Source organism: Aquibium carbonis (assembly GCF_003970795.1).
GTDB classification, from domain to species: Bacteria; Pseudomonadota; Alphaproteobacteria; order Rhizobiales; family Rhizobiaceae; genus Aquibium; species Aquibium carbonis.
In genome coordinates, this window is record NZ_RWKW01000008.1 from 14,684 (window position 1) to 37,312 (window position 22,629).

The 22,629-nt window shown below is 65.9% G+C and carries 26 protein-coding genes; 6 read left to right on the forward strand and 20 right to left on the reverse strand.

Annotated elements, in window-relative coordinates:
• Position 1 precedes the first annotated feature (1 nt).
• Positions 2 to 610, reverse strand: a complete 609-nt coding sequence (locus EJC49_RS03075; RefSeq protein WP_126697997.1) for a YqgE/AlgH family protein — start codon at positions 608 to 610, stop codon at positions 2 to 4.
• 146 nt (positions 611 to 756) lie between these two features.
• Here EJC49_RS03075 and EJC49_RS03080 point away from each other — a divergent pair, with 146 nt between their 5' ends.
• Both EJC49_RS03080 and EJC49_RS03085 read left to right on the forward strand, forming a co-directional pair.
• Entirely contained in the window at positions 757 to 1,566 is an 810-nt protein-coding gene (locus EJC49_RS03080) for a protein-disulfide reductase DsbD domain-containing protein (protein ID WP_126697998.1), read from the forward strand.
• Positions 1,567 to 1,650: 84 nt separating this feature from the next.
• Complete coding sequence (locus EJC49_RS03085; RefSeq protein ID WP_126697999.1) at positions 1,651 to 2,136, forward strand: peroxiredoxin; 486 nt, start codon at positions 1,651 to 1,653, stop codon at positions 2,134 to 2,136.
• Between the two features lie 73 nt (positions 2,137 to 2,209).
• Here EJC49_RS03085 and rnhA read toward each other — a convergent pair whose 3' ends face one another.
• The 11 genes from rnhA to coxB all read right to left on the reverse strand — a co-directional run bounded on the left by rnhA (position 2,210) and on the right by coxB (position 11,299).
• Positions 2,210 to 2,653, reverse strand: a complete 444-nt coding sequence (gene rnhA / locus EJC49_RS03090) for a ribonuclease HI (protein ID WP_126698000.1) — start codon at positions 2,651 to 2,653, stop codon at positions 2,210 to 2,212.
• Entirely contained in the window at positions 2,650 to 3,618 is a 969-nt protein-coding gene (locus tag EJC49_RS03095) for a homoserine kinase (protein WP_126698001.1), read from the reverse strand. The genes rnhA and EJC49_RS03095 overlap by 4 nt, the downstream gene beginning before the upstream one ends.
• Before the next feature lie 26 nt (positions 3,619 to 3,644).
• Positions 3,645 to 4,661: a 4-hydroxy-3-methylbut-2-enyl diphosphate reductase gene (gene ispH / locus EJC49_RS03100; protein ID WP_126698002.1), complete on the reverse strand. Its 1,017-nt coding sequence runs from the start codon at positions 4,659 to 4,661 to the stop codon at positions 3,645 to 3,647.
• 61 nt (positions 4,662 to 4,722) lie between these two features.
• On the reverse strand, positions 4,723 to 5,472 hold the full coding sequence (locus EJC49_RS03105; RefSeq protein ID WP_126698003.1) for an SURF1 family protein: 750 nt from the start codon (positions 5,470 to 5,472) through the stop codon (positions 4,723 to 4,725).
• Positions 5,469 to 5,855, reverse strand: coding sequence for a DUF983 domain-containing protein (locus EJC49_RS03110; protein ID WP_126698004.1), 387 nt, complete (start codon positions 5,853 to 5,855; stop codon positions 5,469 to 5,471). The genes EJC49_RS03105 and EJC49_RS03110 overlap by 4 nt, the downstream gene beginning before the upstream one ends.
• A gap of 163 nt (positions 5,856 to 6,018) precedes the next feature.
• Positions 6,019 to 6,909 carry a cytochrome c oxidase subunit 3 gene (locus EJC49_RS03115; protein WP_126698005.1) on the reverse strand — a complete coding sequence of 297 codons (891 nt, stop codon included), beginning with the start codon at positions 6,907 to 6,909 and terminating at the stop codon, positions 6,019 to 6,021.
• A 1-nt stretch (position 6,910) separates the two neighbouring features.
• Positions 6,911 to 7,546, reverse strand: coding sequence for a cytochrome c oxidase assembly protein (locus EJC49_RS03120; RefSeq protein WP_126698006.1), 636 nt, complete (start codon positions 7,544 to 7,546; stop codon positions 6,911 to 6,913).
• Between the two features lie 8 nt (positions 7,547 to 7,554).
• Positions 7,555 to 7,716: a hypothetical protein gene (locus tag EJC49_RS25545; RefSeq protein ID WP_170314588.1), complete on the reverse strand. Its 162-nt coding sequence runs from the start codon at positions 7,714 to 7,716 to the stop codon at positions 7,555 to 7,557.
• A 5-nt stretch (positions 7,717 to 7,721) separates the two neighbouring features.
• Entirely contained in the window at positions 7,722 to 8,657 is a 936-nt protein-coding gene (locus EJC49_RS03125) for a heme o synthase (protein WP_126698007.1), read from the reverse strand.
• A gap of 79 nt (positions 8,658 to 8,736) precedes the next feature.
• Positions 8,737 to 10,389: a cytochrome c oxidase subunit I gene (gene ctaD, locus EJC49_RS03130; protein WP_126698008.1), complete on the reverse strand. Its 1,653-nt coding sequence runs from the start codon at positions 10,387 to 10,389 to the stop codon at positions 8,737 to 8,739.
• Between the two features lie 40 nt (positions 10,390 to 10,429).
• Positions 10,430 to 11,299 (reverse strand): cytochrome c oxidase subunit II, encoded by an 870-nt coding sequence (gene coxB / locus EJC49_RS03135; RefSeq protein ID WP_425358789.1) that lies wholly within the window; start codon positions 11,297 to 11,299, stop codon positions 10,430 to 10,432.
• 370 nt (positions 11,300 to 11,669) lie between these two features.
• On the opposite strand from coxB, the gene EJC49_RS03140 reads away from it, so the two are divergent.
• Both EJC49_RS03140 and tldD read left to right on the forward strand, forming a co-directional pair.
• On the forward strand, positions 11,670 to 12,179 hold the full coding sequence (locus EJC49_RS03140; protein ID WP_126698009.1) for an invasion associated locus B family protein: 510 nt from the start codon (positions 11,670 to 11,672) through the stop codon (positions 12,177 to 12,179).
• A gap of 148 nt (positions 12,180 to 12,327) precedes the next feature.
• A complete protein-coding gene (tldD, locus tag EJC49_RS03145) occupies positions 12,328 to 13,737 on the forward strand; it encodes a metalloprotease TldD (RefSeq protein ID WP_126698010.1) in 1,410 nt (469 codons plus the stop codon).
• Between the two features lie 15 nt (positions 13,738 to 13,752).
• Here the strand turns inward: tldD and EJC49_RS03150 are convergent, their stop codons facing one another.
• Complete coding sequence (locus EJC49_RS03150; protein WP_126698011.1) at positions 13,753 to 14,262, reverse strand: RES family NAD+ phosphorylase; 510 nt, start codon at positions 14,260 to 14,262, stop codon at positions 13,753 to 13,755.
• Entirely contained in the window at positions 14,255 to 14,614 is a 360-nt protein-coding gene (locus EJC49_RS03155) for an antitoxin Xre/MbcA/ParS toxin-binding domain-containing protein (RefSeq protein ID WP_126698031.1), read from the reverse strand. Before EJC49_RS03155 ends, EJC49_RS03150 begins: the two co-directional genes overlap by 8 nt.
• 116 nt (positions 14,615 to 14,730) lie before the next feature.
• Between EJC49_RS03155 and EJC49_RS03160 the strand changes: the two genes are divergently transcribed.
• Positions 14,731 to 15,438 (forward strand): NAD-dependent deacylase, encoded by a 708-nt coding sequence (locus tag EJC49_RS03160; protein ID WP_126698012.1) that lies wholly within the window; start codon positions 14,731 to 14,733, stop codon positions 15,436 to 15,438.
• Positions 15,439 to 15,454: 16 nt separating this feature from the next.
• On the opposite strand, the gene EJC49_RS03165 is transcribed toward EJC49_RS03160, so the two are convergent.
• From EJC49_RS03165 to EJC49_RS03185, 5 genes are all read right to left on the reverse strand, one after another.
• The gene (locus tag EJC49_RS03165) at positions 15,455 to 16,705 is read right to left on the reverse strand and encodes a class I SAM-dependent RNA methyltransferase (RefSeq protein WP_126698013.1); all 1,251 of its coding nucleotides are present in this window, start codon (positions 16,703 to 16,705) and stop codon (positions 15,455 to 15,457) included.
• Positions 16,702 to 17,466, reverse strand: a complete 765-nt coding sequence (locus EJC49_RS03170) for a TlyA family RNA methyltransferase (protein WP_126698014.1) — start codon at positions 17,464 to 17,466, stop codon at positions 16,702 to 16,704. The genes EJC49_RS03165 and EJC49_RS03170 overlap by 4 nt, the downstream gene beginning before the upstream one ends.
• Before the next feature lie 144 nt (positions 17,467 to 17,610).
• Positions 17,611 to 17,994, reverse strand: a complete 384-nt coding sequence (locus tag EJC49_RS03175) for a hypothetical protein (protein WP_126698015.1) — start codon at positions 17,992 to 17,994, stop codon at positions 17,611 to 17,613.
• A gap of 102 nt (positions 17,995 to 18,096) precedes the next feature.
• Positions 18,097 to 18,534, reverse strand: coding sequence for a DUF6220 domain-containing protein (locus tag EJC49_RS03180; RefSeq protein WP_126698016.1), 438 nt, complete (start codon positions 18,532 to 18,534; stop codon positions 18,097 to 18,099).
• 88 nt (positions 18,535 to 18,622) lie between these two features.
• Complete coding sequence (locus tag EJC49_RS03185) at positions 18,623 to 19,612, reverse strand: NAD(P)H-binding protein (protein WP_126698017.1); 990 nt, start codon at positions 19,610 to 19,612, stop codon at positions 18,623 to 18,625.
• Positions 19,613 to 19,711: 99 nt separating this feature from the next.
• On the opposite strand from EJC49_RS03185, the gene EJC49_RS03190 reads away from it, so the two are divergent.
• The gene (locus tag EJC49_RS03190; RefSeq protein WP_126698018.1) at positions 19,712 to 20,605 is read left to right on the forward strand and encodes a LysR family transcriptional regulator; all 894 of its coding nucleotides are present in this window, start codon (positions 19,712 to 19,714) and stop codon (positions 20,603 to 20,605) included.
• Between the two features lie 12 nt (positions 20,606 to 20,617).
• Here the strand turns inward: EJC49_RS03190 and dxs are convergent, their stop codons facing one another.
• A complete protein-coding gene (gene dxs, locus EJC49_RS03195; RefSeq protein ID WP_126698019.1) occupies positions 20,618 to 22,537 on the reverse strand; it encodes a 1-deoxy-D-xylulose-5-phosphate synthase in 1,920 nt (639 codons plus the stop codon).
• Positions 22,538 to 22,629 lie beyond the last annotated feature (92 nt).

The window sequence follows — 22,629 nt, forward strand, 5'->3', positions numbered from 1 at the left end:
GTCAGGCGTGGCCGGCGTAGGGGCTCAGATGGGCCATGTCGATGCCGAGCGACATCAGGAGTCTCTCGTATTTCCGGTCGATGTCGCCATCGAACAGCATGTCCTGCGAGGCCGGGCAGGTCAGCCAGCCATTGTCGACGATTTCGCGCTCCAGTTGTCCGGCCCCCCAGCCGGCATAGCCGAGCGCCATCAGGGCGTGGCGCGGACCGCTGCCCTTCGAGATGGCGCGCAGAATGTCGATGGTCGCGGTCAGGCAGATGTCTTCGGAGACGGGAAGCGACGAATCCACGATGTAGTCGTCGGAATGAAGCACGAAACCGCGGCTGCGGTCGACGGGGCCACCGTTTCGCACCAGGAGGTCGCGGGCGGGTGCCGGAAGGCGTATGGCCTGCTTCTCGTCGACGACGCCGAGTTGCACGAGAAGGTCGGGGAAGCGGAGCGGCTGGACCCGATTGATGACGATGCCCATCGCGCCTTCTTCGGAATGGGCGCAGACATAGATGACCGCGCGCGCAAAATTCTCGTCCTGCATGCCGGGCATGGCAATGAGGAACTGGTCGTCCAGAAATCCGCCTTGGGCGATGTCTTTCTTCTGGCGCAAGATGTCCATGCTGTGAAAGCTAGCGTGTTTTCCGCTCGGTTGAAAGACGCTTCGGTCGACGGGCGGGGCTGAGGCCGGGCAAGGTCACGCAGAAATGAAGCCAGCGCGAACGCGGCGCGCTTGCATCGCGGCTGGAGCCCGGCTTAAAGCCGCTCATGTCCTTTGCCCGCCTCCTCGTCGCCGCGGCTGCCCTTTCGGCAAGCGTGAACACATCCTCGTCGTCGTCGAGCGAGGCGCATGCCATCGATGGAGTGACGCTTCGTCTGGTCACCACCGGACTTCCCGACGAGACCGGCAGGCTCATGGGTGCCCTCGACATCAGGCTGGCATCCGGCTGGAAGACCTACTGGAAGGAGCCGGGCGCCTCCGGCGTTCCGCCGCAGATCGACATCGGCGCCTCGATCAACGCCTCGACGGCCGTCATCCATTTCCCGGCTCCGGCATGGCACGAGGACAAGTATGGAGCCTGGGCGGGATATGGCGAGCCGGTCGTGCTGCCGATCACGTTTACCGTGGATGCGCCGGATCGCTTCTCCGTGATCGAAGCCGACGTCTTTCTGGGCATCTGCGAGACGATGTGCATCCCTGTCCAGGCGCGGTTGACGGTCGAGCCGGCAAGCGCGCCGGACGATCCCGATGACGCGGCCTTCGTGGAGGCAGCCATCCGGGCACTCCCCGGCGAGCCCCGAGAGACCTTCCGCATCGACGACGCGACGCTTTCGGGCAACGTGTTGCGGCTGAAGACCATCATACCGGACAGCGCCTCCGGCGCGACCGCCCTCTTCCTGGCGCCGGGCGGCGGCTTTGCGTTCGGCGCACCGAAGGCGGTGAAAGCCGGTCCGGACGGCATCACCTTCGAAGCGGCGGTTCTTTCGAGACCGGCTGACGGCCAGCCGGCTGCCGAGATATCCTATACGCTGACGTCCGGGAGCGCCGCAGTGGCAGGCGTTTTTGCCGTTCCTTGAGGAGAGGCTGGACAAAATTCGCTCGCCCGCTATTGAAGGTCAACTCGCTTCCTGCGTGCGAATCCCATTCCTGGAGACTTTTCAATGACGATATCCGTGGGCGAAAAACTGCCTGCCGCGACGTTCAAGACGTTGACTGAAGATGGCGCGAAGGACATGAGCGTCGCGGACATTTTCGCAGGCAAGAAGGTGGTGCTGTTTGGCGTCCCAGGCGCGTTCACGCCGACCTGCAGCAACAATCACCTGCCGGGCTATCTGGAGAACCACGGCGCGATCCTGGCAAAGGGCGTCGATACCATCGCCGTCGTCTCCGTCAACGATCACCACGTCATGGGCGCCTGGGCACGCTTCACCGGCGGTGAGGGACGCCTTCTCTACCTGGCCGACGGCAACGGCGCCTTCACCAAGGCCGCCGGTCTGGAAATGGATCTGTCGATGGGCGGCCTCGGCATGCGCAGCAAGCGCTACTCGATGATCGTCGAGGACGGTGTCGTGACCGCCCTCAACATCGAGGACTCGCCCGGCAAGGCGATCGATTCCGGCGCGGCGAAGATTCTCGAGCAGCTCTGAGATCGGCTGCGGCTCTCGCCGGTCACGCCCCGTCAGCCGCCCTCCGGGCGGCTGATTTCGTTTCAAGGTGCCGTCAGGGACGCCGCTTGAAGGGCGCCATGCCCATACGGGCGAGCTCGTCGGCACGCTCGTTCTCAGGATGGCCGGCATGGCCCTTGACCCAGTGCCATTCGACCTTGTGGCGCAGGCGCGCCTGATCGAGCGCCTGCCAGAGCTCGACATTCTTGACCGGCTGCTTCGACGCCGTGCGCCACCCGTTTCTCTTCCAGCCATCGATCCAGCTCGAAATGCCGTCCCGGACGTAATTCGAGTCGGTGGTCAGGATGACGTGGCAGGACTCCTTCAGCGCGTTCAGCGCCTCGATTGCCGCCATGAGCTCCATGCGGTTGTTCGTGGTGTCCGCTTCGCCGCCGGACAGTTCCTTGATCTTGCCCTTGAAGCGCATGTAGGCGCCCCAGCCACCGGGACCCGGATTGCCGGAGCAGGCCCCGTCGGTAAACACTTCGACTGTCTTCATGCGTCCTTCAAACCATATTCGGCCGCCGTAGCGATGTGGCGATGGAAGCGCAGGCGGCGAATGAACTCCATCGGATCGCGCTTCTGGACGAGGGCGCCATCGGGGATGGTCAGCCAGTCGTAGAGGCGCGTCAGCATGAAGCGCAGCGCCGAGCCGCGCGCCAGAAGCGGGAGCGCCCGACGCTCGGCCTCTTCGAGCGGACGCACGGACTGATAGCCTGCCAGAAGCGCGCGCGCCTTGGTCTGGTTGAACGAGTGATCCTTCTCGAAGCACCAGGCGTTGATGCAGGTGGCGAGATCATAGGCGAACAAGTCGTTGCAGGCGAAATAGAAATCGATCAGGCCCGACAGGCTGTTGCCAAGGAAGAAGACGTTGTCGGGAAAGAGGTCGGCGTGGATGACGCCCGTCGGCAGGTCGACCGGCCATCCCTTCTCGAAAGCGGCGAACTCGGCGTCGATTTCGGCCACGAGGCCGGGCTCGTAGGAATCGGCCATCGGGCGCGCCCGCTCCCACAGTTCCTTCCAGCCGGCGACCGACAGGCGGTTCGGCCTGTGCATGGAAAAGTCAGCACCGGCGACATGCATCCCGGCCAGCGCGCGGCCGACTTCGCGGCAATGAGTGGCCGTGGGGCGGCGCATCCACACACCTTCGAGGAAGGTGATGATCGCGGCCGGGCGACCGGCCAGTTCGCCGATGAGTTCGCCGTCGCTGCGGGCAACCGGCAACGGGCAGTTGATACCCTTTTGCGCCAGATGCTGCATCAGGCCGAGGAAGAAGGGCAATTCGGCGCGCTCGACGCGCTTTTCGTAGAGCGTGAGAATGAACACGCCACCGGTGGTGTGCAGGAGGAAGTTGGAATTTTCCGAACCTTCGGCGATCCCCTTGTAGGACAGCGTCTCGCCGATCGCGTAGCCCTTCAGATAGGCCGCCAGTTCCTCTTCCGAGATGTCCGTGTAGACCGCCATCTTGACCCGCCCGCCGGTACCGTCGATCAGCCGTTGACGAAGGCCATGTCGGCCTTGGTGAGCTCGACATCGCGCAGATCGCGCATGACCGGAAATTCCTCGGTCTCGGTCGCGGTGACCGCGAGTTCAACCTTGACGTCAAACCGCGTCTTGAAAGCCTCGATGATCTCGTCGACGATGATCTCGGGCGCCGATGCGCCTGCCGACAGGCCGAGCGTGCGAATCCCGTCGACCGTCTCCCATGGGATTTCCGAAGCCCGCTGGACGAGGAGCGCGCGCGCGGCCCCTGCCCGCTCCGCGACCTCGACGAGCCGGCGCGAATTCGAGGAATTGGGCGCTCCGACGATGAGATAGAGATCAGCGCCGTCCGCCGTTTCCTTCACCGCATCCTGTCGATTGGTGGTGGCGTAGCAGATCGAATCCGCAGCCGGCGCCTGAAGATTGGGAAAGCGCTGGCGCAGCCGCGCAATCACCCCTGCCGTGTCCTCGACCGACAGCGTCGTCTGCGTGACGAAGCCGAGATTGTCGGGATCGACGGGTTGGTAGCGTTCGGCGTCCTCGACCGTCTCGACCAGCGACACCGCGCCCGTCGGCAACTGCCCCATCGTGCCAATGACCTCGGGGTGGCCGGCATGGCCGATCAAAACCACATGACGGCCAAGCCGCTGGTGCCGCATTGCCTGTTTGTGAACCTTGGAGACCAGCGGACAGGTGGCGTCGAGATAAAAGAGTTCACGTGCCTTCGCATCGGCCGGCACGGATTTCGGCACTCCATGCGCGGAGAAAACGACCGGCTGGCGGCGATGTTCAAGCGGAATCTCGTCGAGTTCCTCAACGAACACGGCGCCCTTGGCCTCCAGCCCCTCGACAACGTAGCGATTGTGCACGATCTCGTGCCGGACATAGACGGGCGCGCCGTACTTTTTTAGCGCCAGAACGACGATCTGGATCGCCCGGTCGACGCCGGCGCAGAATCCGCGCGGCTGGCAGAGGCGTATCGTCAGAAGGGGCTTTTCCGTCTGTGGGGCGGGGGGGATATCCATGGCCCGGACATGATGTCGACCATCCCGCTCTGTCAAGAGCAGGCCGCCAGCCGTCGGTCCCTCAACGCCGGAAATTGCGCCAGAGCATGATGCCGAGCACGACTGCGAGCGCAGCGGCCAGACCGTACCAGGTGACGGCATATTGCAGGTGATTGTTCGGCTGATCGATGATCGTGACGCCCCCGATCGGCAGACCGCCCGGGTTGGGCGCCTCGTTGGCATCCGCGAAGAGGCCGAGAACCGGGAGGTCGTCCGGAAGGCCGGACGAATCGGCCATGGCGCGAATGTCCTTCCAGTAGAACAGGTTCTTCGACGGATCATTGTCGGGAAGGATCGATGACGGCTTTTCGACCAGCGGCGCACGCAGCAGACCGGTGATCTCGACCGGCTGCTCCACGAGGCTTTGCGGGCGCGTGGCCGGGTCCTTGCGGTCATAGGGCACGAAGCCGCGGTTGACGAAGACGTGGTCGCCCTGCGGGCGTCGAAGCGGCGTGTAGATGAAGAAGCCGGATGCGCCTTTCCAGGTGGCAAAGAAATGGCGTTCGGCCGCGTGGACGAAGACGCCTTCCAGCGTCACCGGCGTGTATTCCAGGTCCGCGATCGCCGGGCCGGAAGACAGCACCTCATCGAGCGGCCGTGGCTCGGCATGGATTCGCGCCTCGATGGTCGCAAGCAGCGCCTCCTTCCAATGCAACCGCTGGACCTGCCAGTTTCCGAGCATGAGAAGGGTGGCAAAGGCTACGGCGCCGACGATCAGCGCAAGAACGACCGCCAGACGACCGCGGCGCGGAAGGATCACATCGTCCGTCATTCGGGAAGGTCCAGTCGCCCTTCGCGCGCCTTGTTGGCGTACTGCAGCGTGAGCAGCACGCCCTTGATGAGCCGCAGCGACGTGAGGGTGAGAAACAGCGTCAGTGGCGTCCAGAGCAGAAACTGGAGCCAGATCGGCGGTCCGTAGGTGACCTCCATCCACAGCGCCAGACCGACCACGACGAAGCCGATGATGAGAATGACGAAAACGGCCGGTCCGTCGCCCGCATCGGCATAGGAATAGTCGAGATCGCAATTCGAGCACTGATCGCCGACCGTGAGGAAGCCCTTGAAGAGCCGCCCTTCCCCGCAGCGCGGACACCGGCCCCGCAGGCCCGCCTGCACGGGATCGACGGAGGGGTAGAAGGCCTTGTCGTTGCTCATGTCGAAGCTCCCTTCACCCCGCAGCCGCCATGGCGGCGGTATAGAGCAATGGCGACGGCAGGTCGACAACGCCCGATGCCGCAGGCGCGATGCGCCTGCCCGGAAGCAGAACGGCCGCCTTGCGGCGGCCGTTCGTACGAACCCGTCTTTCGATGGGAAGCCGTCAGTGCATCACGGCGATCGTCGCGCCGGCCGATGCCCAGACGTAGATGGCGGCGAAGAGGAACAGCCAGACCACGTCGACGAAGTGCCAGTACCAGGCAGCGGCTTCGAAACCGAAATGCTGCTTCGGCGTGAAGCCACCCGCCATGGCGCGCAGCAGGCAGACCAGCAGGAAGATGGTGCCGATGAGGACGTGGAAGCCGTGGAAGCCCGTGGCCATGAAGAAGGTCGCGCCATAGATCGAGTCGCTGAACGCGAACGGCGCGTGCATGTACTCATACACCTGCACGAAGGAGAAGAAGATGCCAAGCGCGACGGTCAGGGCGAGACCCCAGACGAGGCCCTTTCGATCGTCGTGCAGCAGCGCGTGATGCGCCCAGGTGACGGTGGTGCCCGAAAGCAAGAGAATGATGGTGTTGTAGAGCGGCAGGTGGAACGGGTCGAGGACTTCGATGCCCGCAGGCGGCCACTGGCCGCCGGTGTAATCGGACCGCAACACCTGCGCAGCCTCTCCGGGGAAGAGGGCGGCGTCGAAGAAGGCCCAGAACCAGGCCACGAAGAACATCACCTCGGAGGCGATGAACATGATCATGCCGTAGCGCAGGTGAAGCGAGACGACCCGGGTGTGGTGGCCCTCGTTGCCTTCCTTGATGGTGTCGGCCCACCATGCGTACATGGTGTAGAGCACGATCAGCAGGCCGATCGCGAAGATCCAGTAGTTCGCCGCGGAGAAATCGAGCCCGAACAGGTTCAGCGATCCGCTCTTGAGGGCCTGCATCCAGGCGACCGCGCCGATCGCCATGACGAACGCCCCGACGGAGGCGATGAACGGCCAGGGGCTGGGGTCGATGATGTGATAGTCGTGTTGCGGTTTGGCGTGAGCGTCAGCCATTTCAGCCCCCAAAGTTGCTGGACGTGATGCCGGTGTCGACAGGCGCGCTTCCGCGTACGGAGACGGACTCGGCCGGCTCCCCGTCGATGCCGAAGAAGGTATAGGACAATGTAATGGTCGTCATGTTCCGCAATTCCGGAACCTTGTCGATGGCCGGATCGACGAAGAACACCACCGGCATCTCGAGCGCTTCGCCCGGCTTCAATTCGGTGTCGGTGAAGCAGAAACACTCGACCTTGTTGAAGTAGGCCCCTGCCATCGCCGGAGAGACGTTGAAGCTGGCGCGTCCGCGGGTCGGCCTGTTGAACGGGTTGACGGCGCGATAGCTCACCTGCACCGTTTCGCCCATCTTCATCGTGACCGAGCGCTGCTCCGGCTTGAACTCCCAGGGCAGGCCGGACGCGACGTTGGCGTCGAAACGGACCGTCACCTGGCGGTCGATGACGGTGTCGGAATACTGCTCGACCCGCTGGGTCGTTCCGCCATAGCCGGTGACCTGGCAGAAAAGCTGGTAGAGCGGCACGGCTGCGTAGGCCATGCCGATCATGCCGAGGAAGGTTGCCGTGCAGGCTCCCGCGACCAGAAGGTTCGAGGATGCCTTGCGTTCCACATTCGCAGACCTAGCGCTGTCGCTCATCGCTCACCTCACAAGGGCCGGCTCAGGATCGCGGGGCCGAACTTCGCGATCGTCGCCACGTAGAACATCACCACGAGAAGCGCCAGACCGATCGCAATCGCGACATTGCGCGACCGACGTGCCTTCTTCTGGGCCGGCGTGAGCGTGATGCCTTTGTCGTCCTCGCTCATCTGCGTCATCCCGCCATGGCCCGGCCAACGACGGTGTCGACCAGGTAGATTGCAAAGATCGCGAAGAGATAGAGGATCGAATAGGCAAAGAGCGCCTTGGCCGGCTTCATGACCTGGTCGTCGTCGCTCATGCGCAGGACCTGCCAGGCATACCAGACGAAGCCGACCCCAAGCGCGGCGGCGCCGATGCCGTAACCGAGGCTGGCGTAGCCGAGCGCCGCGGGCAGCACGCCGACCGGGGCGATGATGACGGAATAGGCGAAGATCTGGCGGCGCGTCGAGGCATTGCCGGCGACATTCGGCATCATCGGAACGCCGGCGCGGCCGTAGTCGGCCGACTTGAACAGGGCGAGCGCCCAGAAATGCGGCGGGGTCCACAGGAAGATGATGGCGAAAAGGATGACGCTTTCCAGGCTTACCGAGCCCGTGGCGGCGGCCCAGCCGATCATCGGAGGGAAGGCGCCGGCCGCGCCGCCGATGACGATGTTCTGCGGCGTCCAGCGCTTGAGCCACATCGTGTAGACGACGGCATAGAAGAAGATGGTGAAGGCCAGCAGCGAGGCGGCCAGCCAGTCGACCAGCACGCCGAGCGTCATCACCGACAGCGCCGAGAGCACGAGCCCGAAGACCAGCGCCTCGCCGGGCTGGACGCGACCGCTCGGCACCGGCCGGGTGGCGGTGCGCGACATCAAGGCGTCGATGTCGGCATCGTACCACATGTTGAGCGCACCGGAGGCGCCGGCGCCGACCGCGATGGAGAGGATGGCGATCAGCGCGATGAACGGATTGACCGAGACCGGCGCCGCCACGAGGCCGACGACCGCCGTGAACACGACGAGCGCCATCACGCGCGGCTTGAGCAGCGCAAAATAGTCGGACGGCGTCGCCTCGGACAGGTGAATGCCGGTTTCGATCTCGCGGTCGGTTGTGGCCAGGGCCATGCCTAATGCTTCCAGGTTCTTGTTGTTCTTGGTGCGGGACCGCCGACGGATCGGCGGCCCCGAGTCCATCCGGTCGCGCCTACTTGATCTTCGGCAGCTGCTCCCACTGGTGGAACGGCGGCGGAGAAGGCAGCTGCCACTCGAGCGTGGTTGCGCCCTCGCCCCACGGATTGGCCCCTGCCTCGCGCTTCTTGGAGAAGGCCTCGAAGACGCCGTAGAGGAAGATCAGCACGCCGATCGCCGACAGGTAGGAGCCGTAGGACGAAACCATGTTCCAGCCCGCATAGGCATCCGGATAGTCGATGTACCGGCGCGGCATGCCCGCCAGGCCGAGGAAGTGCTGCGGGAAGAACACAAGGTTCACGCCGACGAACGTCACCCAGAAGTGCGTGCGCGCGATCAGCGGCGAGTACATGTAGCCGGACATCTTCGGGAACCAGTAGTACCAGGCCGCGAAGATGGCGAAGACGGCGCCGAGCGACAGCACGTAATGGAAGTGCGCGACCACGTAGTAGGTGTCGTGCATGGCACGATCGAGGCCGGCATTGGCGAGCTGCACGCCCGTCACGCCGCCGACGGTGAACAGGAAGATGAACCCGATCGCCCACAGCATCGGCGTGCGCATGGAGATCGAACCGCCCCACATGGTGGCGATCCACGAGAAGATCTTCACGCCGGTCGGCACCGCGATGACCATCGTGGCGAAGACGAAGTAGCGCTGCGTCTCCAGCGACAGGCCGGTGGTGTACATGTGGTGCGCCCACACGACGAAGCCGACGACGCCGATCGCCACCATGGCATAGGCCATGCCGAGATAGCCGAAGATCGGCTTGCGCGAGAACGTCGACACGATGTGGCTGACGATGCCGAAGCCCGGCAGGATCAGGATGTAGACCTCCGGATGCCCGAAGAACCAGAACAGGTGCTGGAACAGGATCGGGTCGCCACCGGCTTCGGGTGCGAAGAAGGCGGTCCCGAAGTTGCGATCGGTCAGGAGCATGGTGATGCCGCCGGCCAGGACCGGAAGCGACAGAAGCAGCAGGAAAGCCGTGATCAGCACCGACCATGCAAACAGCGGCATCTTGTGGAGCGTCATGCCGGGTGCGCGCATGTTGAAGATGGTGGTGATGAAGTTGATGGCGCCGAGGATCGAGGAGGCGCCGGCGATGTGCAGCGACAGAATCGCAAGATCCATCGCGGGGCCAGGCTGTCCGGAGGTGGAGAGTGGCGGATAGATGGTCCATCCGCCGCCGACGCCATAGGCACCGGGACCGGCCGGCACGAAGGCCGACAGGATGAGAAGGATGAAGGCGGGCGGCAGCAGCCAGAACGAGATGTTGTTCATGCGCGGGAACGCCATGTCCGGCGCACCGATCATGATCGGGACCATCCAGTTGGCGAAGCCACCGATCAGCGCCGGCATCACCATGAAGAAGATCATGACGAGGCCGTGGGCGGTGGTGAAGGCGTTGTACATGTGCTTGCCGGCATCGATGGCGGCATCGCCCTCCACGCCGTAGACCATGGACGCGAGGCCATGGAAGATCTGGATGCCCGGCTCGGCCAACTCCCAGCGCATCATGACCGACAGGAAGCCGCCGACGATGCCCGCCATGATGGCGAAGATCAGGTACAGCGTCCCGATGTCCTTGTGGTTCGTCGAATAGACCCAGCGCGTCCAGCCATAAGGCTTGTGATCGTGATGGTCGTCGTGAGCTGCAGCGCCTGCCATGTTCACCGCTCCATTGTCATTCTTGTTCGGTTCGCTGGCCTTACTCGGCCGCGGACGCCATCTTCGATTGTGCTTCGACCGCTGCCATCAGGGCACGGTTCGCGCCGGACAGATCCGAACCGGCTGCACCAACCCACTGATCGTAAAGTTCGGGGCTGACGACTCGGATCGCGATCGGCATGTAGGCGTGATCCTTACCGCAGAGCTCCGAGCACTGGCCATAGTAGAGACCCTCGCGCGTCGCCTTGAACCACGTCTCGTTGATCCGGCCCGGCACGGCATCGACCTTGACGCCGAAGGCCGGCATCGCAAACGCATGGATCACGTCGCTGGCCGTGACGAGAACACGCACGGTCGCGTCGACAGGAACGACGATCTCGTTGTCGACGGCCAGCAGGCGCGGATAGGCAGCACTGTCTTCCTTGCCGAAGTCGGCCCGCTGCCCTTCCTGCAGCATCGCCGCATTGAAGGAGAAGGGCTCCTCGATCTGGTACTCGTAGTCCCAGTTCCACTGATTTCCGGTCGCCTTGATCGTCAGCGACGGTTCCTCGGTGGGCGTGTACTGCGCGGTCAGGAGCTGGAAGGAGGGGATGGCGATGAAGAGCAGGATGACCACGGGGCCGACCGTCCACACGACCTCGACCAGCGTGTTGTGGCTGGTGCGCGACGGCACGGGATTGACGCTCGCCCTGTAGCGGATGATCACCCAGGCCAGAAGGAAGAGAACGAGCAGCGTGATGGGGATGATGAACCACAGCGTGTACTGCTCGAACCAGCGGATCGCCTCCATGATGGGCGTGGCAGCCGGCTGGAAGCCAATTTGCCAGTCGACCGGCTGGGCGGCCCAGGCCTGCCCTGCGGCCAGAAGCGCAATCGTACCAGACAGCATCGTCAGGAACTTCTTGGTCACGCTCGGATTCTCCTCATCGCTGCGGGTTCGGCCAACTCGCCGTCACGCCTTCTCCGCCGGGGGAGACTCCCCGGTCGGCGTTTGGGCCGTTAAAATCATATCCTGATCCCGACCGCAACAAACGCTCCGGTTCATTTCATGCGGCATTTTTGCGCGAGATCAAAGAGACGGAGCCCGCGTACCTTATGTTGCGCCGCTTCGCCGTCGCCGACGCGGCGCCAGGCAACGTCGCAATTCGGGCTCAATCGCGCGCCAAGTGCTTTCCTTCGGGCGGTTGAGAAGGCTTCTCCTTTGAAAGCGCCTGCCGGCGCGGTAGGGTTCGCCGAGCGTCTACGCACCTCAGATTGAAGTGATTCGAAACGGAGTCCCCATGATCCCCGCACGTTTCATTGCCGGTGCACTCGCCGGTTCGGTTCTCGCGGCCTCCGCACTTCCCGCTGCCGCTCAGCAGAGCGGCACCGTACGTGCCACGCATGGAGCCTGGTCGGTGATCTGCGACGTTCCGGCAGGCGCGTCGGGCGAACAGTGCGCCCTGATGCAGAACGTGGTGGCCGAAGACAGGCCGGAGGTCGGGCTGTCCGTCGTGGTTTTGCGCACAGCCGACAACAAGGCCGAAATCCTGCGCGTATTGGCCCCGCTCGGCGTGCTCTTGCCGAACGGATTGGGCCTCAACGTCGATGGCAAGGACATAGGCCGCGCCTATTTCGTGCGCTGCTTCCAGGACGGCTGCTATGCCGAGGTGATCCTCGAAGCCTCGCTGCTCGACACGCTGAAGGCGGGGACGTCGGCGACGTTCATCGTGTTCCAGACGCCCGAGGAGGGCATCGGAATTCCGGTCGACCTCAGCGGGTTCTCGGCCGGGTTTGCGGCCCTGCCGTAACACCGGGCGGCGCGCCCCGACACTCTTCCGCAGCGCTCGACCGCGAAGTCGGCGAGAGACTGCGGCTGTTCCACGACAGGGGCGTCATGCCGGCGTTGCGGGTCTTGCCGGAACGCCCTACATCGGGGTCGACAGCAAGGAGCCTCCGATGGATCTGATTTCCCGCTTCGACATCGATGACAGCACCGTCCGGCGCGTCGTCGCCGATGCGATCGACGGCGCCGACGATGGAGAACTTTTCCTCGAGTACAGCGAGGGCGAGGCGCTGGTGTTCGACAATGGCCGGCTGAAGACGGCGAGCTTCAACACCGACCAGGGTTTTGGATTGCGTGCGGTGGCCGGCGAGGCGACCGGCTTCGCGCATGCAAGCGAGATGTCCGGTGCCGCGCTGCGGCGCGCCGCCGATGCGGTGTCCACGGTGAAGGCCGGCTATTCCGGAACGCTGGCGCCGGCTCCGGCCGGAACGAACGTCAAGCTCTACGACGACGTCAATCCCATCGCGTCGCCCGCCTTCGCCGAAAAGGCCGCGCTTCTCCAGGAGATCGACGGCTGGGTGCGGGCGCGCGATCCGCGCGTGCGGCAGGTGACGGCGGCGATGACGGCATCCTGGCAGCAGGTGGAGATCCTGCGGGCGGACGGCCATCTGGTGCGCGACATCCGGCCCCTGGTGCGGATGAACGTTTCGGTGGTCGTCGGCGAGGGCGACCGGCAGGAGAGCGGCTCCTACGGCATGGGCGGCCGCAAGGGCTTCGGCGAATTCGTGGCCGAACAGAGCTGGAAGCACGCGGCCGAAGAGGCGCTGCGTCAGGCGCTGGTCAATCTCGAAGCCATTCCCGCCCCTGCCGGCACCTTCGACATCGTGCTCTCCTCCGGCTGGCCGGGCGTGATGCTGCACGAGGCGGTCGGGCATGGCCTGGAAGGCGATTTCAACCGCAAGAAGACCTCCGCCTTCTCGGGGCTGCTGGGACAGCAGGTGGCGGCCAAGGGCGTGACGGTGGTCGACGACGGCACCATCGCCGAGCGTCGCGGATCATTGACGATCGACGACGAGGGCACGCCCAGTGCGCGCAACGTGCTGATCGAGGACGGAAAGCTGGTCGGCTACATGCAGGACCGGCAGAACGCCCGCCTGATGGGCATGCGCGCCACCGGCAACGGCCGGCGCGAGGGCTATGCCCACCAGCCGATGCCGCGCATGACCAACACGTTCATGACCGGCGGCGACATGGAACCGGCCGAGATCATCGCCTCGGTGAAGAAGGGCATCTACGCCGTCTCCTTCGGCGGCGGGCAGGTGGACATCACGTCGGGCAAGTTCGTGTTCGGCTGCACCGAGGCCTACATGATCGAGGACGGCAAGGTGACGCGGCCGATCAAGGGCGCGATGCTGATCGGCAACGGCCCCGACGCCATGCACCGCGTCTCGATGATCGGCAACGACATGAAGCTCGACACCGGCATCGGCATGTGCGGCAAGGCCGGCCAGGGCGTGCCGGTGGGCGTCGGCCAGCCGCATCTGCGGATGGACCAGATGACGGTGGGCGGAACGCAGGCGTGAGGCGACAGAAGCGCGTCAGGTCCACGACGCAGGCGTCCGCGGAAGTCGTTCGTCGGGATCGATGATCGAGAGTTCCGGCGATCCTTTCGCGTTCCATCGCCAGAGCGCAATGCAAGTTCCGCCGGGGGACATGTGCGACGGGAAGATCACGCCATCGGCGCCAGCCTCGACCAGAACGCGCCGCAAGGCGTAGGTGGGTGGCTCCAGCCCCGAGTCGAGGTTCTGTCGCCACTCGCATCGGTGAATGTCGCTGCCGACACCAAGGTCGGCGAGCACGGCTCGGTCCGTGAGGTCGATCAGGCGCGCACCCTTCAGCTGCAGGCGAGCGATCAAGGCTGGATGCTGGACGAAACCCTGATTGTATTCGGCCCAGGCCGTCGACAGTTCGCGTGCCGCATAGATGGCAGGCGCACCAACCGGGTTCCAGCGTCCGCCGAAGCGCGCCGCCCCTTCTCCCGGCATATAGGCCCATCGTGGGACATAGGCGCGCCAGAGAAGAAGGTCGCAAGGGGTGACGTCAGGCATAAACGCCGGATCTCACGGCCTCCAGATAGGTCAGAACCTTTTCGGATTTTCCCTCCCGCACGAGATCATATGCCGACTTTCCGGCCCATCCCGGGATCGGCTGGTGCTTGAACCAGATGACGGCGCGATCCTCGCCACCCGCCATCTCCCCCGCCATGGCGAGGATGCGAACCACCGGGCTGAGCGCCGTGTCCACCTTGCGGCCACCGACCGCGGTGCTCAGAGTGTTTCGGGCCACGCCCACCAGCGTTGCAAGTTCGCTCATGGTGATGCCGAGATGATCGGCGACCCGACGAGCAGACAGATGCGGCACACCCTCCTCGTGAAGGTTCGCAGCCGAAACCGCCATCATGGCCATGTTCATTGCCTTCCGCTCATTGAACGCTTCCTGCTCAATATGTGCTCAATTCCTGCATGGTGCAAGTACCGTACTTTCGCAACGACGCCGGGACGGCTATGGAAATCGGCATGAACCGCCCCTCCTCCATCGTCATCCTCACCGGCGCCGGCGTCTCCGCCGAATCGGGCGTCGACACGTTTCGGGACGCGGGGGGCATATGGTCGAAGGTCGACTATCGCGACGTGGCGACGCCGCAAGGTTTTGCGCGCGACCCGCGGCTGGTGCACGACTTCTACAACCAGCGTCGCCGCGCCATGGCGAACGTGGCCCCGAACGCCGCGCATGCTGCGCTGGCGAGGCTGGAGCAGGCGTTTGCCGGCGACCTTCTGCTGGTGACGCAGAACATCGACGACCTGCACGAACGCGCCGGCTCATCCCGGCTGATCCACATGCATGGCGAACTCGGCCAGGCGCTGTGCACCAATTGCGGCAACCGTCTGCACTGGCCGGGCGACATGGGCGTCGACACGATGTGCCCCGCCTGCCATTCGACGGGCACGATCCGGCCCGACGTCGTGTGGTTCGGCGAGATGCCCTATCACATGGGCCGGATCGAGCAGGCGCTGGAGAGATGCGACCTGTTCGTCTCGATCGGGACGAGCGGCAGCGTCTATCCGGCGGCAGGCTTCGTCGAGGAAGCGCGCCGTCATGGCGCCCATACGGTGGAGCTCAATCTGGAAAGATCGGAGGGGCACTCGCTGTTCGCCGAGGCGGAACACGGGAGGGCGACCGAGATCGTGCCCGCCTTCGTCGAGCGACTGCTCAACGGGCGGTAGTCGCGCGCTCCCGCGCTCAGCGGCGCTTCTTCGGCTTCTCCAGAAGGGCCACGGCCTCGACATGCGGCGACCACAGGAACTGGTCGATCGGGACCACGCGCTTCACGACGTATCCGCCCTCGACGAGGGTCGCGACATCCCGCGAGAAGGTGACGGGATTGCAGGAGACCGCGACGACCCGGGGCACGTCGCTGCGGGCCAGCTGCTTGGCCTGGTCCTCGGCGCCAGCGCGCGGCGGATCGAAGATCACACCGCCGAAGGCGTTCAATTCCTTGAAGGTCAAGGGGCGGCGGAAGAGGTCGCGGCGCTCCAGCGTGACGCGCTTCAGGCCGGTGGCGAAACGGAAGGCGCGGTCGAGGGCGCCGAGCGCGGCGGCTTCGGCCTCCACGGCATGGACTTCGACGTAGCGGGCGAGGCGCAGGGTGAAGGCGCCGGCGCCGGAGAAGAGGTCGGCGACTTTCCTGGACTTGCCGAGATGGCCGACGGCGAGCGCGGCCATCGCATCCTCGGCCGACGCGACCGCCTGCAGGAAGCCGCCCGGCTGCGGCTCGAGCGCGACGTCGCCCGCCTTCACCATCGGCTTCCTGGGCTCGATGACGATTTCGCCATCGACCGAGAGGCGCGCGAAGCCCGCCTTGAGCACATAGCGGCCGGCGGCATGGCGCGCATGTTCGGAAAGCGCTCCGGAGTCCATGGCCGCGATGTCGAGACCGGAATCGGTGGCGGTCACCAGCAGGCGGAAAGGCTGGCTCGTCGCCGCAATGATGCCGGCGACCTCGCGCAGTGCCGGCAGCGCCGAAACGATGGCCGGCACGAGGATCGGGCATTCCTCGATGTCGATGATCTCGTTGGACAGCGCCTGATTGTAGCCGAGCACGATGCCGCGGTCGGTGCGCCTGGCCGTGAAGCCGGCGCGGCGGCGGCTTTCGGGCGCACAGGTCACCAGCGGATCGACAGGGACCTCGATACCGCGGCCGGCCAGCGCCTGCACAAGCTTGTCGCGCTTCCAGGAATGATAGACGGAGGCTTCGAGATGCTGCAGCGCGCAGCCGCCGCAGGTGCCGAAATGGCGGCAGGGCGGCTCGACGCGCTCGGGCGCCCGCTCGATCAGCGCCATCAGGGTGCCGCGCTCGCCGACGACGGCGGCCGTGACGGTCTCGCCCGGCAGCGCGAAGGGAACGTAGGCGTGGCCACGCGCGGTGCGGGCGATGCCGTCGCCCTGCGCGCCGAGGCGTTCGATGACGAGGCGGGTCGATTCGGCGCTCATGCGTCCTTTACTCCAGCCAGCAGGAATTCGCGGTTGCCGTCGCCGCCAGCAATGGGCGACGGCATGAAGCCGAGCGTGCGCCAGCCAGGCTGGTTGGCCAGCCAGGCGGCGAGGTCTTGCGCGACCCGCGCACCATCGGCGGGATCGCGCAGGAGGCCGCCCTTGCCGATCGCCGCGCGGCCGGCCTCGAACTGCGGCTTGACGAGAAAGACAGCAAGGGCGCCCGGGGCAGCGAGCGACAGTGCCGGCGGCAGGGCCAGCTTGAGCGAGATGAAGGAGACGTCGGAAACCAGCATGTCGGGTGCGTGGCCGGCGAGATGGGCGGCGGCGAGATCGCGGGCGTTCAAACCTTCGAGGACGGTGACGCGCGGATCGTCGCGCAGGCTCTCGTGCAACTGGCCGTGACCGACGTCGAGGGCCACGACATGCCCTGCCCCGCGCTCGAGCAGCACCTGCGTGAAGCCACCGGTCGACGCACCGAGATCGAGCGCCACCCGGCCCGCCGGGTCGAAGGCATAGGCGTCGAGGGCCGCGATGAGCTTCAGCGCCGCGCGGGAAACGTAGCGCCGTGCCGGATCGGCCACCGCGATCCGGGCCGTTGGCACAACCGCCAGCGCCGGCTTCGTTTCGGACACACCGTCGACGGTCACCGTGCCGCGCAGGATGGCGTCGCGCGCCCGCGAACGAGAGGCGAAGAGACCGCGCGCCACCAGCGCTTCGTCGAGGCGCATCTTTGCGGAACTGTGCTGGTCGGGCTGCATCCGCCCCTCATTGGCGAATGCAGCGCCCGAGCGCAAGTCGCGCTGAAGCGCGTCGCGATCTTTCAGATCCGCGCTTTGCGCTTCAGCGCCCTTGTTTGCATGTCCCTGTCCCGCAACCGGGAGCCACTTTCGGGGGACATGGACTCAGAGACCGACGATCGCCCGGCCGGCCAGAGGATCGCGGGCCCTTGCCAGTCCGTCGATCCAGGGGCCGTCGCTCCTCGAAACGCGCCTGACCGGCGCCGGGTCCTGTCGCTTCGTGCTGGCGGTCGTCTCGGCGCTGACGGTGCGGATGAAGGCCGGCTTCTGGCCCGGCGCGAAGCCGCCGCGGATGTCGCCGATGCGGCCGGCGAGAATGCGCGCCGCCGCCTGGTCGATCGATCGGTCGATCTGGTCGATCGATCGATCGGCCTGGTCGAGCGGGGCCACCTGCTCGACCGGGTCCATCGAGCGATCGACCTTGCCGTCGGCCAAAGCCGAACCGTTCAGCGCGGCGACAAGCGCCGCGGCCGCGATGATCATCTTCATGATGTCGTCTCCCAGTCCCGGGAGCGTGTCTAGCGCATCGATCCTAAGATCGGCCCAAGAGAGACGGTAAGCGGGAGGCGAACAGGCAGCGTAAACAGGGTGTTACGAGGAGGCCTGCGGAGGCGTCGTGGACGCAGAGGCGCCCTTTGCCGACCGGCGATGCTCGACCTTGGCGAGCAGGACAAGGCTCGCGGCCAGAAGAAGCGCACCATTGGCCGGGTGAAGCGACAACAACACCGGGATAGGGCCGGCCGCGAGCCCGACCTGCACCAGATAGAGCGCCACCAGGATTGCCGCCCACCAGCCGAAGCCGCGCAGGCGACGGATCGTGAAGGCGCCCGCAGCGAGCCCGATGGCAGGAAGCGCCAGGATCGAGCCGATCGCGCCGTGCAGTCCGAGCAGGGCAGGATCGAGGAGCAGCCCGAATCCCGCGATCACGAACTGGGAAAACACTCCGGCCGGCATGAGCCAGGCAAGAGCCGCGAACCAAATGGGAGTTCCGCAACGAAGCTCGGCGAGCGTGTCATGCGTCTCGTCCATGAGAAATCTCCAGTCGTGTGGAAACAGGTCGGCTGCCACGGCCCTTGACGGAGCCATCGTGGTCACGGGACAGCGCGGACGGGGCGTCTCAGGCAACCTGAGGGATCCGCCCTTGCGGCGGGGTCTCCAGGCAGCCGAGGGCGGCGAGCGTCTCGGCGACCGCAACGTCGAGATCGGTGCGGGGCTCTTCTCCGAGAAGGGCGACGAGACGGGTGTTGTCGAGCCGGATCGGATGACGCCAGTACGGCGCGATCTCGGCCGCCTCGCGAGGGAAGCCGCCGAACAGGCCCGCAAGACGCATCAGCCACCAGGGGAAGGCGAAGACACGCAATCGGCGACCACTGGCCCGGCGGATGGCCTCCACCATCCGCGTGCCGTCGGCGTCGTAGAGGCCCTCGAACTGCAGCACCTCGACGGGGCGCAGGTGCTCGGGCCTATCGACCAGCCGCGCGAAGGCTTCTGCAAGGTCCGGCAGATACGCCCAGCTGTGACCGGCTCCGCGCGCCGGATTGAGGATGCGGCGCAGCGGCTTTCCGGCCGGAACCATGGCCTGCGCGAACCAACTGGCCCGAGCGCCCGGGCCGAAGAAATCGCCGGCGCGCAGGATCAGCGAGGGCACCTCCGGCGCGGCCCGCCACAATCGTTCCTCCAACGCCACGCGGATCATGCCCTTGCGGCTCTTCGGGTTCTGGACGCTGCTTTCGTCGATGACAGGCGTCGCCGCCGGATCGAAATTGTAGATCGTGCCCGGCAGTACGATGCGGGCATTGCCGGCCGACAGCGCCGCCGCGATGGTGTTGTCGATCATCGGCAGGACGAGCTTGTCCCAGTTGGCGTAGTCGGGCGGGTTGACCGCATGCACGATGAGCGAGACGCCCTCCGCAGCGCGGACCACGTCGTCCCGGCGCATGGCGTCGCCCTCGACCCATTCCACCCGGCCGGGGCCGACGCCACGCGCTTTCGCAGTGTCGCGGGCCAGACCACGCACCTGCCAGCCATGGCGCAGCAAGGCCGTGGCAATGCTGCCTCCTATTCCGCCCGTCGCTCCGAGTACCAGCGCCGTCCTGCTCCGTTCCATCGAAATCTCCTGTCTTTCGTCGTTACGATGAAAAGAGGATGGGACGCAGGCAGATGAAAGGGAATTGCAAACGATCCGACAGATGGTAGAAAGATTCTTATGAGCACTTCCATCGAATGGGACGACCAACGCGTCTTTCTGGCCGTCCTCGAAGAAGGCAGCCTCTCGGCCGCGGCCCGGAAACTCGGTCTGTCGCACCCGACGGTGCGCAGCCGCATCGAGGCGCTGGAAAAGGGACTGGGCACGGTGCTGTTCACCCGCTCGGTGAACGGCCTCACCCCGACCGAGACGGCGGAAGCGCTGCGCGGCCCGGCGCGCGCCATGGCGATGGCGTCGGAACTGTTCGTGCGCCAGGCTTCGTCTTCCGTGGGCGAGGTCGCGGGAACGGTTCGGATCAGCGTGCCGGAATTCATGGGGATCGAAGTCATGCCGGCAATGCTCGCGCGGCTGCGCGAGGCGCATCCCGGAGTGCGGATCGAACTGTCGCTGAGCAACGCGCCCGCCGACCTCCTCGCGCAGGAGGTGGACGTCGCTGTGCGGACCGTGGCCCCGCGGCAGGAGGCGCTGGTGGCGCGGAAGGTCGCGGCTATTCCTCTCGGCCTGTTCGCGTCGCGTCGCTACGTCGCGCGGCGCGGCGCGCCGGCGAGCCTCGCCGAACTGGCGGCGCATGACCTGATCGGACCGGATCGCAATCGCAGCGACCTTGCGCTGGCCGCGCGCTTCGGCCCCGCCCTGAACCGCGAACGATTGGTGCTGCGCACCGACAGCCACCCGGCGCAGACTGCCGCCGCGCGGGCGGGCGTCGGCATCGCGGTCGCGCAGGTACCCGTTGGCGAAGGCGACCCCGATCTGGTCCGCATTCTGCCGGAGATCGAGGTCGCGGTGCTGGAGACGTGGATCGTCACGCACGAAAACCTGGCGCGGGTTTCGCGGGTGCGCGCGGTGTTCGATTCGCTGGTGGAGTCGTTCGGCGCGATGGCGCGGCAGAAGTGACCGGCGCCGACGCTACGCCCTGACTGCCTTGGCCCCGGTCCCCAGGGCCGAGAAGACCGTACGGACGATACCCGGCGCGTCGAGACCGGCGAGTTCGATCATCCGCTCGGGCTTGGCCTGGTCGGTGAACACGTCGGGCAGGACGAGCGGTCGCACCCGCACGCCGCTTTCGAGCAGACCGGCGCCGGCCAGATGATGCAGGACCTGCGTGCCGAAGCCGCCGATCGAGCCTTCCTCGACGGTCACCAGCACCTCGTGCTCGCGCGCGAGCCGGGCGACCAGATCGGTGTCGAGCGGCTTGGCGAAGCGTGCGTCGGCGACCGTGGTGGAGAGACCCGCGGCGTCGAGTTCTTCCGCCGCGGCGAGGCAGTCGGCGAGGCGCGTGCCGAAGGAAAGCAGCGCGACCTTGGTGCCCTCGCGCAGCACGCGTCCCTTGCCGATGGGCAGCGCCACGCCACGCTCGGGCATGTCGACGCCGACGCCATTGCCGCGCGGATAGCGGAAGGCGATGGGACCCGAATCATGTTCGACGGCGGTGCGGATCATGTGGCGCAGCTCCGCCTCGTCGGCGGCGGCCATGACGGTGAAGCCCGGCAGCATGGCGAGATAGCCGACGTCGAAGGCGCCGCAATGGGTGGCGCCGTCGGCCCCGACATAGCCGGCGCGGTCGATGGCGAAGCGCACCGGGAGGTGCTGGAGCGCGACGTCGTGGACGACCTGGTCGTAGGCGCGCTGCAGGAAGGTCGAATAGATGGCACAGAACGGCTTGAAGCCCTCGGTGGCGAGGCCGGCGGCAAAGGTAACGGCGTGCTGTTCGGCGATGCCCACGTCGAAGGTCCGCGCCGGAAAAAGGTCCCCGAACAGGTCGAGGCCGGTTCCGGTGGGCATCGCGGCGGTGATGGCGACGATGCGGTCGTCGTCGCGCGCTTCCTGCACCAGCGTCTCGGCGAACACCCGCGTATAGGCGGGCGCATTGGCAGGCGCCTTGGCCTGCGCGCCGGTGATGACGTCGAACTTGTTGACGCCGTGATACTTGTCGGACGCGGCCTCGGCGGGCGCGTAGCCCTTGCCCTTCTGGGTGACGACATGGATGAGGATCGGGCCGGCGCCATTGTCGCGCACGTTCTTCAGCACCGGGATCAGGTGCTCGAGATTGTGGCCGTCGATCGGGCCGATGTGGAAGAAGCCCAGTTCCTCGAACAGCGTGCCACCGGTGACGTAGCCGCGCGCATGCTCGACGGCGCGGGTGATGGCGCGGTCGACGCTCTTGCCGAGATAGGAGGTGAGCTTCTTGCCGAGATCGCGGAAGCCCTGGTAGGTGCGCCCGGACGCCAACCGCGCCAGATAGGCGCTCATGGCGCCCGAGGGCTGCGCGATCGACATGTCGTTGTCGTTGAGGATGACGATCAACCGAGCGTCGAGCGCGCCGGCATTGTTGAGCGCCTCATAGGCCATGCCGGCCGACATGGCGCCGTCGCCGATGACGGCGATGACGTTGTTCTTCGCACCCTTGAGGTCGCGGCCGACGGCCATGCCGAGCCCGGCCGAGATCGACGTCGAGGAATGGGCCGCCCCGAAGGGATCGTACTCGCTTTCGTCGCGCTTGGTGAAGCCCGACAGCCCGTCTTCCTGGCGCAGCGTACGAATGCGGTCGCGCCGGCCGGTCAGGATCTTGTGCGGATAGGCCTGGTGGCCGACGTCCCAGATCAGCCTGTCGGCCGGCGTGTCGAAGACATAATGCAGCGCCACCGTCAGCTCGACCACGCCCAGACCGGCGCCGAGATGGCCGCCGGTCTGCGAGACAGCGTCGATCATTTCCGCGCGCAACTCGGCCGCGAGCTGCGGCAACTCGGACTCGGAGAGTTTCTTCAGGTCGGCGGGAACGGAGACCCGATCCAGAAGAGGGGTCACGGGCGGCGATTTGACGGTCATTCAGGTGTTTCGCATTTGCCGATCATCGGGAGATAGGCGCTGGGCCGTTGAAAGTAAACGCGCGAGATGCCGATGAGTGACATGCCAAGCCG

Bases quoted from the DNA above. Each gene is read 5' to 3' on its own strand.
- EJC49_RS03185 (WP_126698017.1), bottom strand. From the start codon at position 19,612: ATGGAACGGAGCAGGACGGCGCTGGTACTCGGAGCGACGGGCGGAATA.
- tldD (WP_126698010.1), top strand. From the start codon at position 12,328: ATGGATCTGATTTCCCGCTTCGACATCGATGACAGCACCGTCCGGCGC.
- rnhA (WP_126698000.1), bottom strand. From the start codon at position 2,653: ATGAAGACAGTCGAAGTGTTTACCGACGGGGCCTGCTCCGGCAATCCG.
- EJC49_RS03140 (WP_126698009.1), top strand. From the start codon at position 11,670: ATGATCCCCGCACGTTTCATTGCCGGTGCACTCGCCGGTTCGGTTCTC.
- EJC49_RS03175 (WP_126698015.1), bottom strand. From the start codon at position 17,994: ATGAAGATGATCATCGCGGCCGCGGCGCTTGTCGCCGCGCTGAACGGT.
- EJC49_RS03160 (WP_126698012.1), top strand. From the start codon at position 14,731: ATGAACCGCCCCTCCTCCATCGTCATCCTCACCGGCGCCGGCGTCTCC.
- EJC49_RS03115 (WP_126698005.1), bottom strand. From the start codon at position 6,909: ATGGCTGACGCTCACGCCAAACCGCAACACGACTATCACATCATCGAC.
- EJC49_RS03125 (WP_126698007.1), bottom strand. From the start codon at position 8,657: ATGGCCCTGGCCACAACCGACCGCGAGATCGAAACCGGCATTCACCTG.
- EJC49_RS03080 (WP_126697998.1), top strand. From the start codon at position 757: ATGTCCTTTGCCCGCCTCCTCGTCGCCGCGGCTGCCCTTTCGGCAAGC.
- EJC49_RS25545 (WP_170314588.1), bottom strand. From the start codon at position 7,716: ATGAGCGAGGACGACAAAGGCATCACGCTCACGCCGGCCCAGAAGAAG.
- EJC49_RS03075 (WP_126697997.1), bottom strand. From the start codon at position 610: ATGGACATCTTGCGCCAGAAGAAAGACATCGCCCAAGGCGGATTTCTG.
- EJC49_RS03120 (WP_126698006.1), bottom strand. From the start codon at position 7,546: ATGAGCGACAGCGCTAGGTCTGCGAATGTGGAACGCAAGGCATCCTCG.
- dxs (WP_126698019.1), bottom strand. From the start codon at position 22,537: ATGACCGTCAAATCGCCGCCCGTGACCCCTCTTCTGGATCGGGTCTCC.
- ispH (WP_126698002.1), bottom strand. From the start codon at position 4,661: ATGGATATCCCCCCCGCCCCACAGACGGAAAAGCCCCTTCTGACGATA.
- EJC49_RS03155 (WP_126698031.1), bottom strand. From the start codon at position 14,614: ATGATGGCGGTTTCGGCTGCGAACCTTCACGAGGAGGGTGTGCCGCAT.
- EJC49_RS03150 (WP_126698011.1), bottom strand. From the start codon at position 14,262: ATGCCTGACGTCACCCCTTGCGACCTTCTTCTCTGGCGCGCCTATGTC.
- EJC49_RS03105 (WP_126698003.1), bottom strand. From the start codon at position 5,472: ATGACGGACGATGTGATCCTTCCGCGCCGCGGTCGTCTGGCGGTCGTT.
- EJC49_RS03170 (WP_126698014.1), bottom strand. From the start codon at position 17,466: ATGCAGCCCGACCAGCACAGTTCCGCAAAGATGCGCCTCGACGAAGCG.
- EJC49_RS03110 (WP_126698004.1), bottom strand. From the start codon at position 5,855: ATGAGCAACGACAAGGCCTTCTACCCCTCCGTCGATCCCGTGCAGGCG.
- EJC49_RS03190 (WP_126698018.1), top strand. From the start codon at position 19,712: ATGAGCACTTCCATCGAATGGGACGACCAACGCGTCTTTCTGGCCGTC.
- EJC49_RS03180 (WP_126698016.1), bottom strand. From the start codon at position 18,534: ATGGACGAGACGCATGACACGCTCGCCGAGCTTCGTTGCGGAACTCCC.
- EJC49_RS03095 (WP_126698001.1), bottom strand. From the start codon at position 3,618: ATGGCGGTCTACACGGACATCTCGGAAGAGGAACTGGCGGCCTATCTG.
- EJC49_RS03085 (WP_126697999.1), top strand. From the start codon at position 1,651: ATGACGATATCCGTGGGCGAAAAACTGCCTGCCGCGACGTTCAAGACG.
- EJC49_RS03165 (WP_126698013.1), bottom strand. From the start codon at position 16,705: ATGAGCGCCGAATCGACCCGCCTCGTCATCGAACGCCTCGGCGCGCAG.
- ctaD (WP_126698008.1), bottom strand. From the start codon at position 10,389: ATGGCAGGCGCTGCAGCTCACGACGACCATCACGATCACAAGCCTTAT.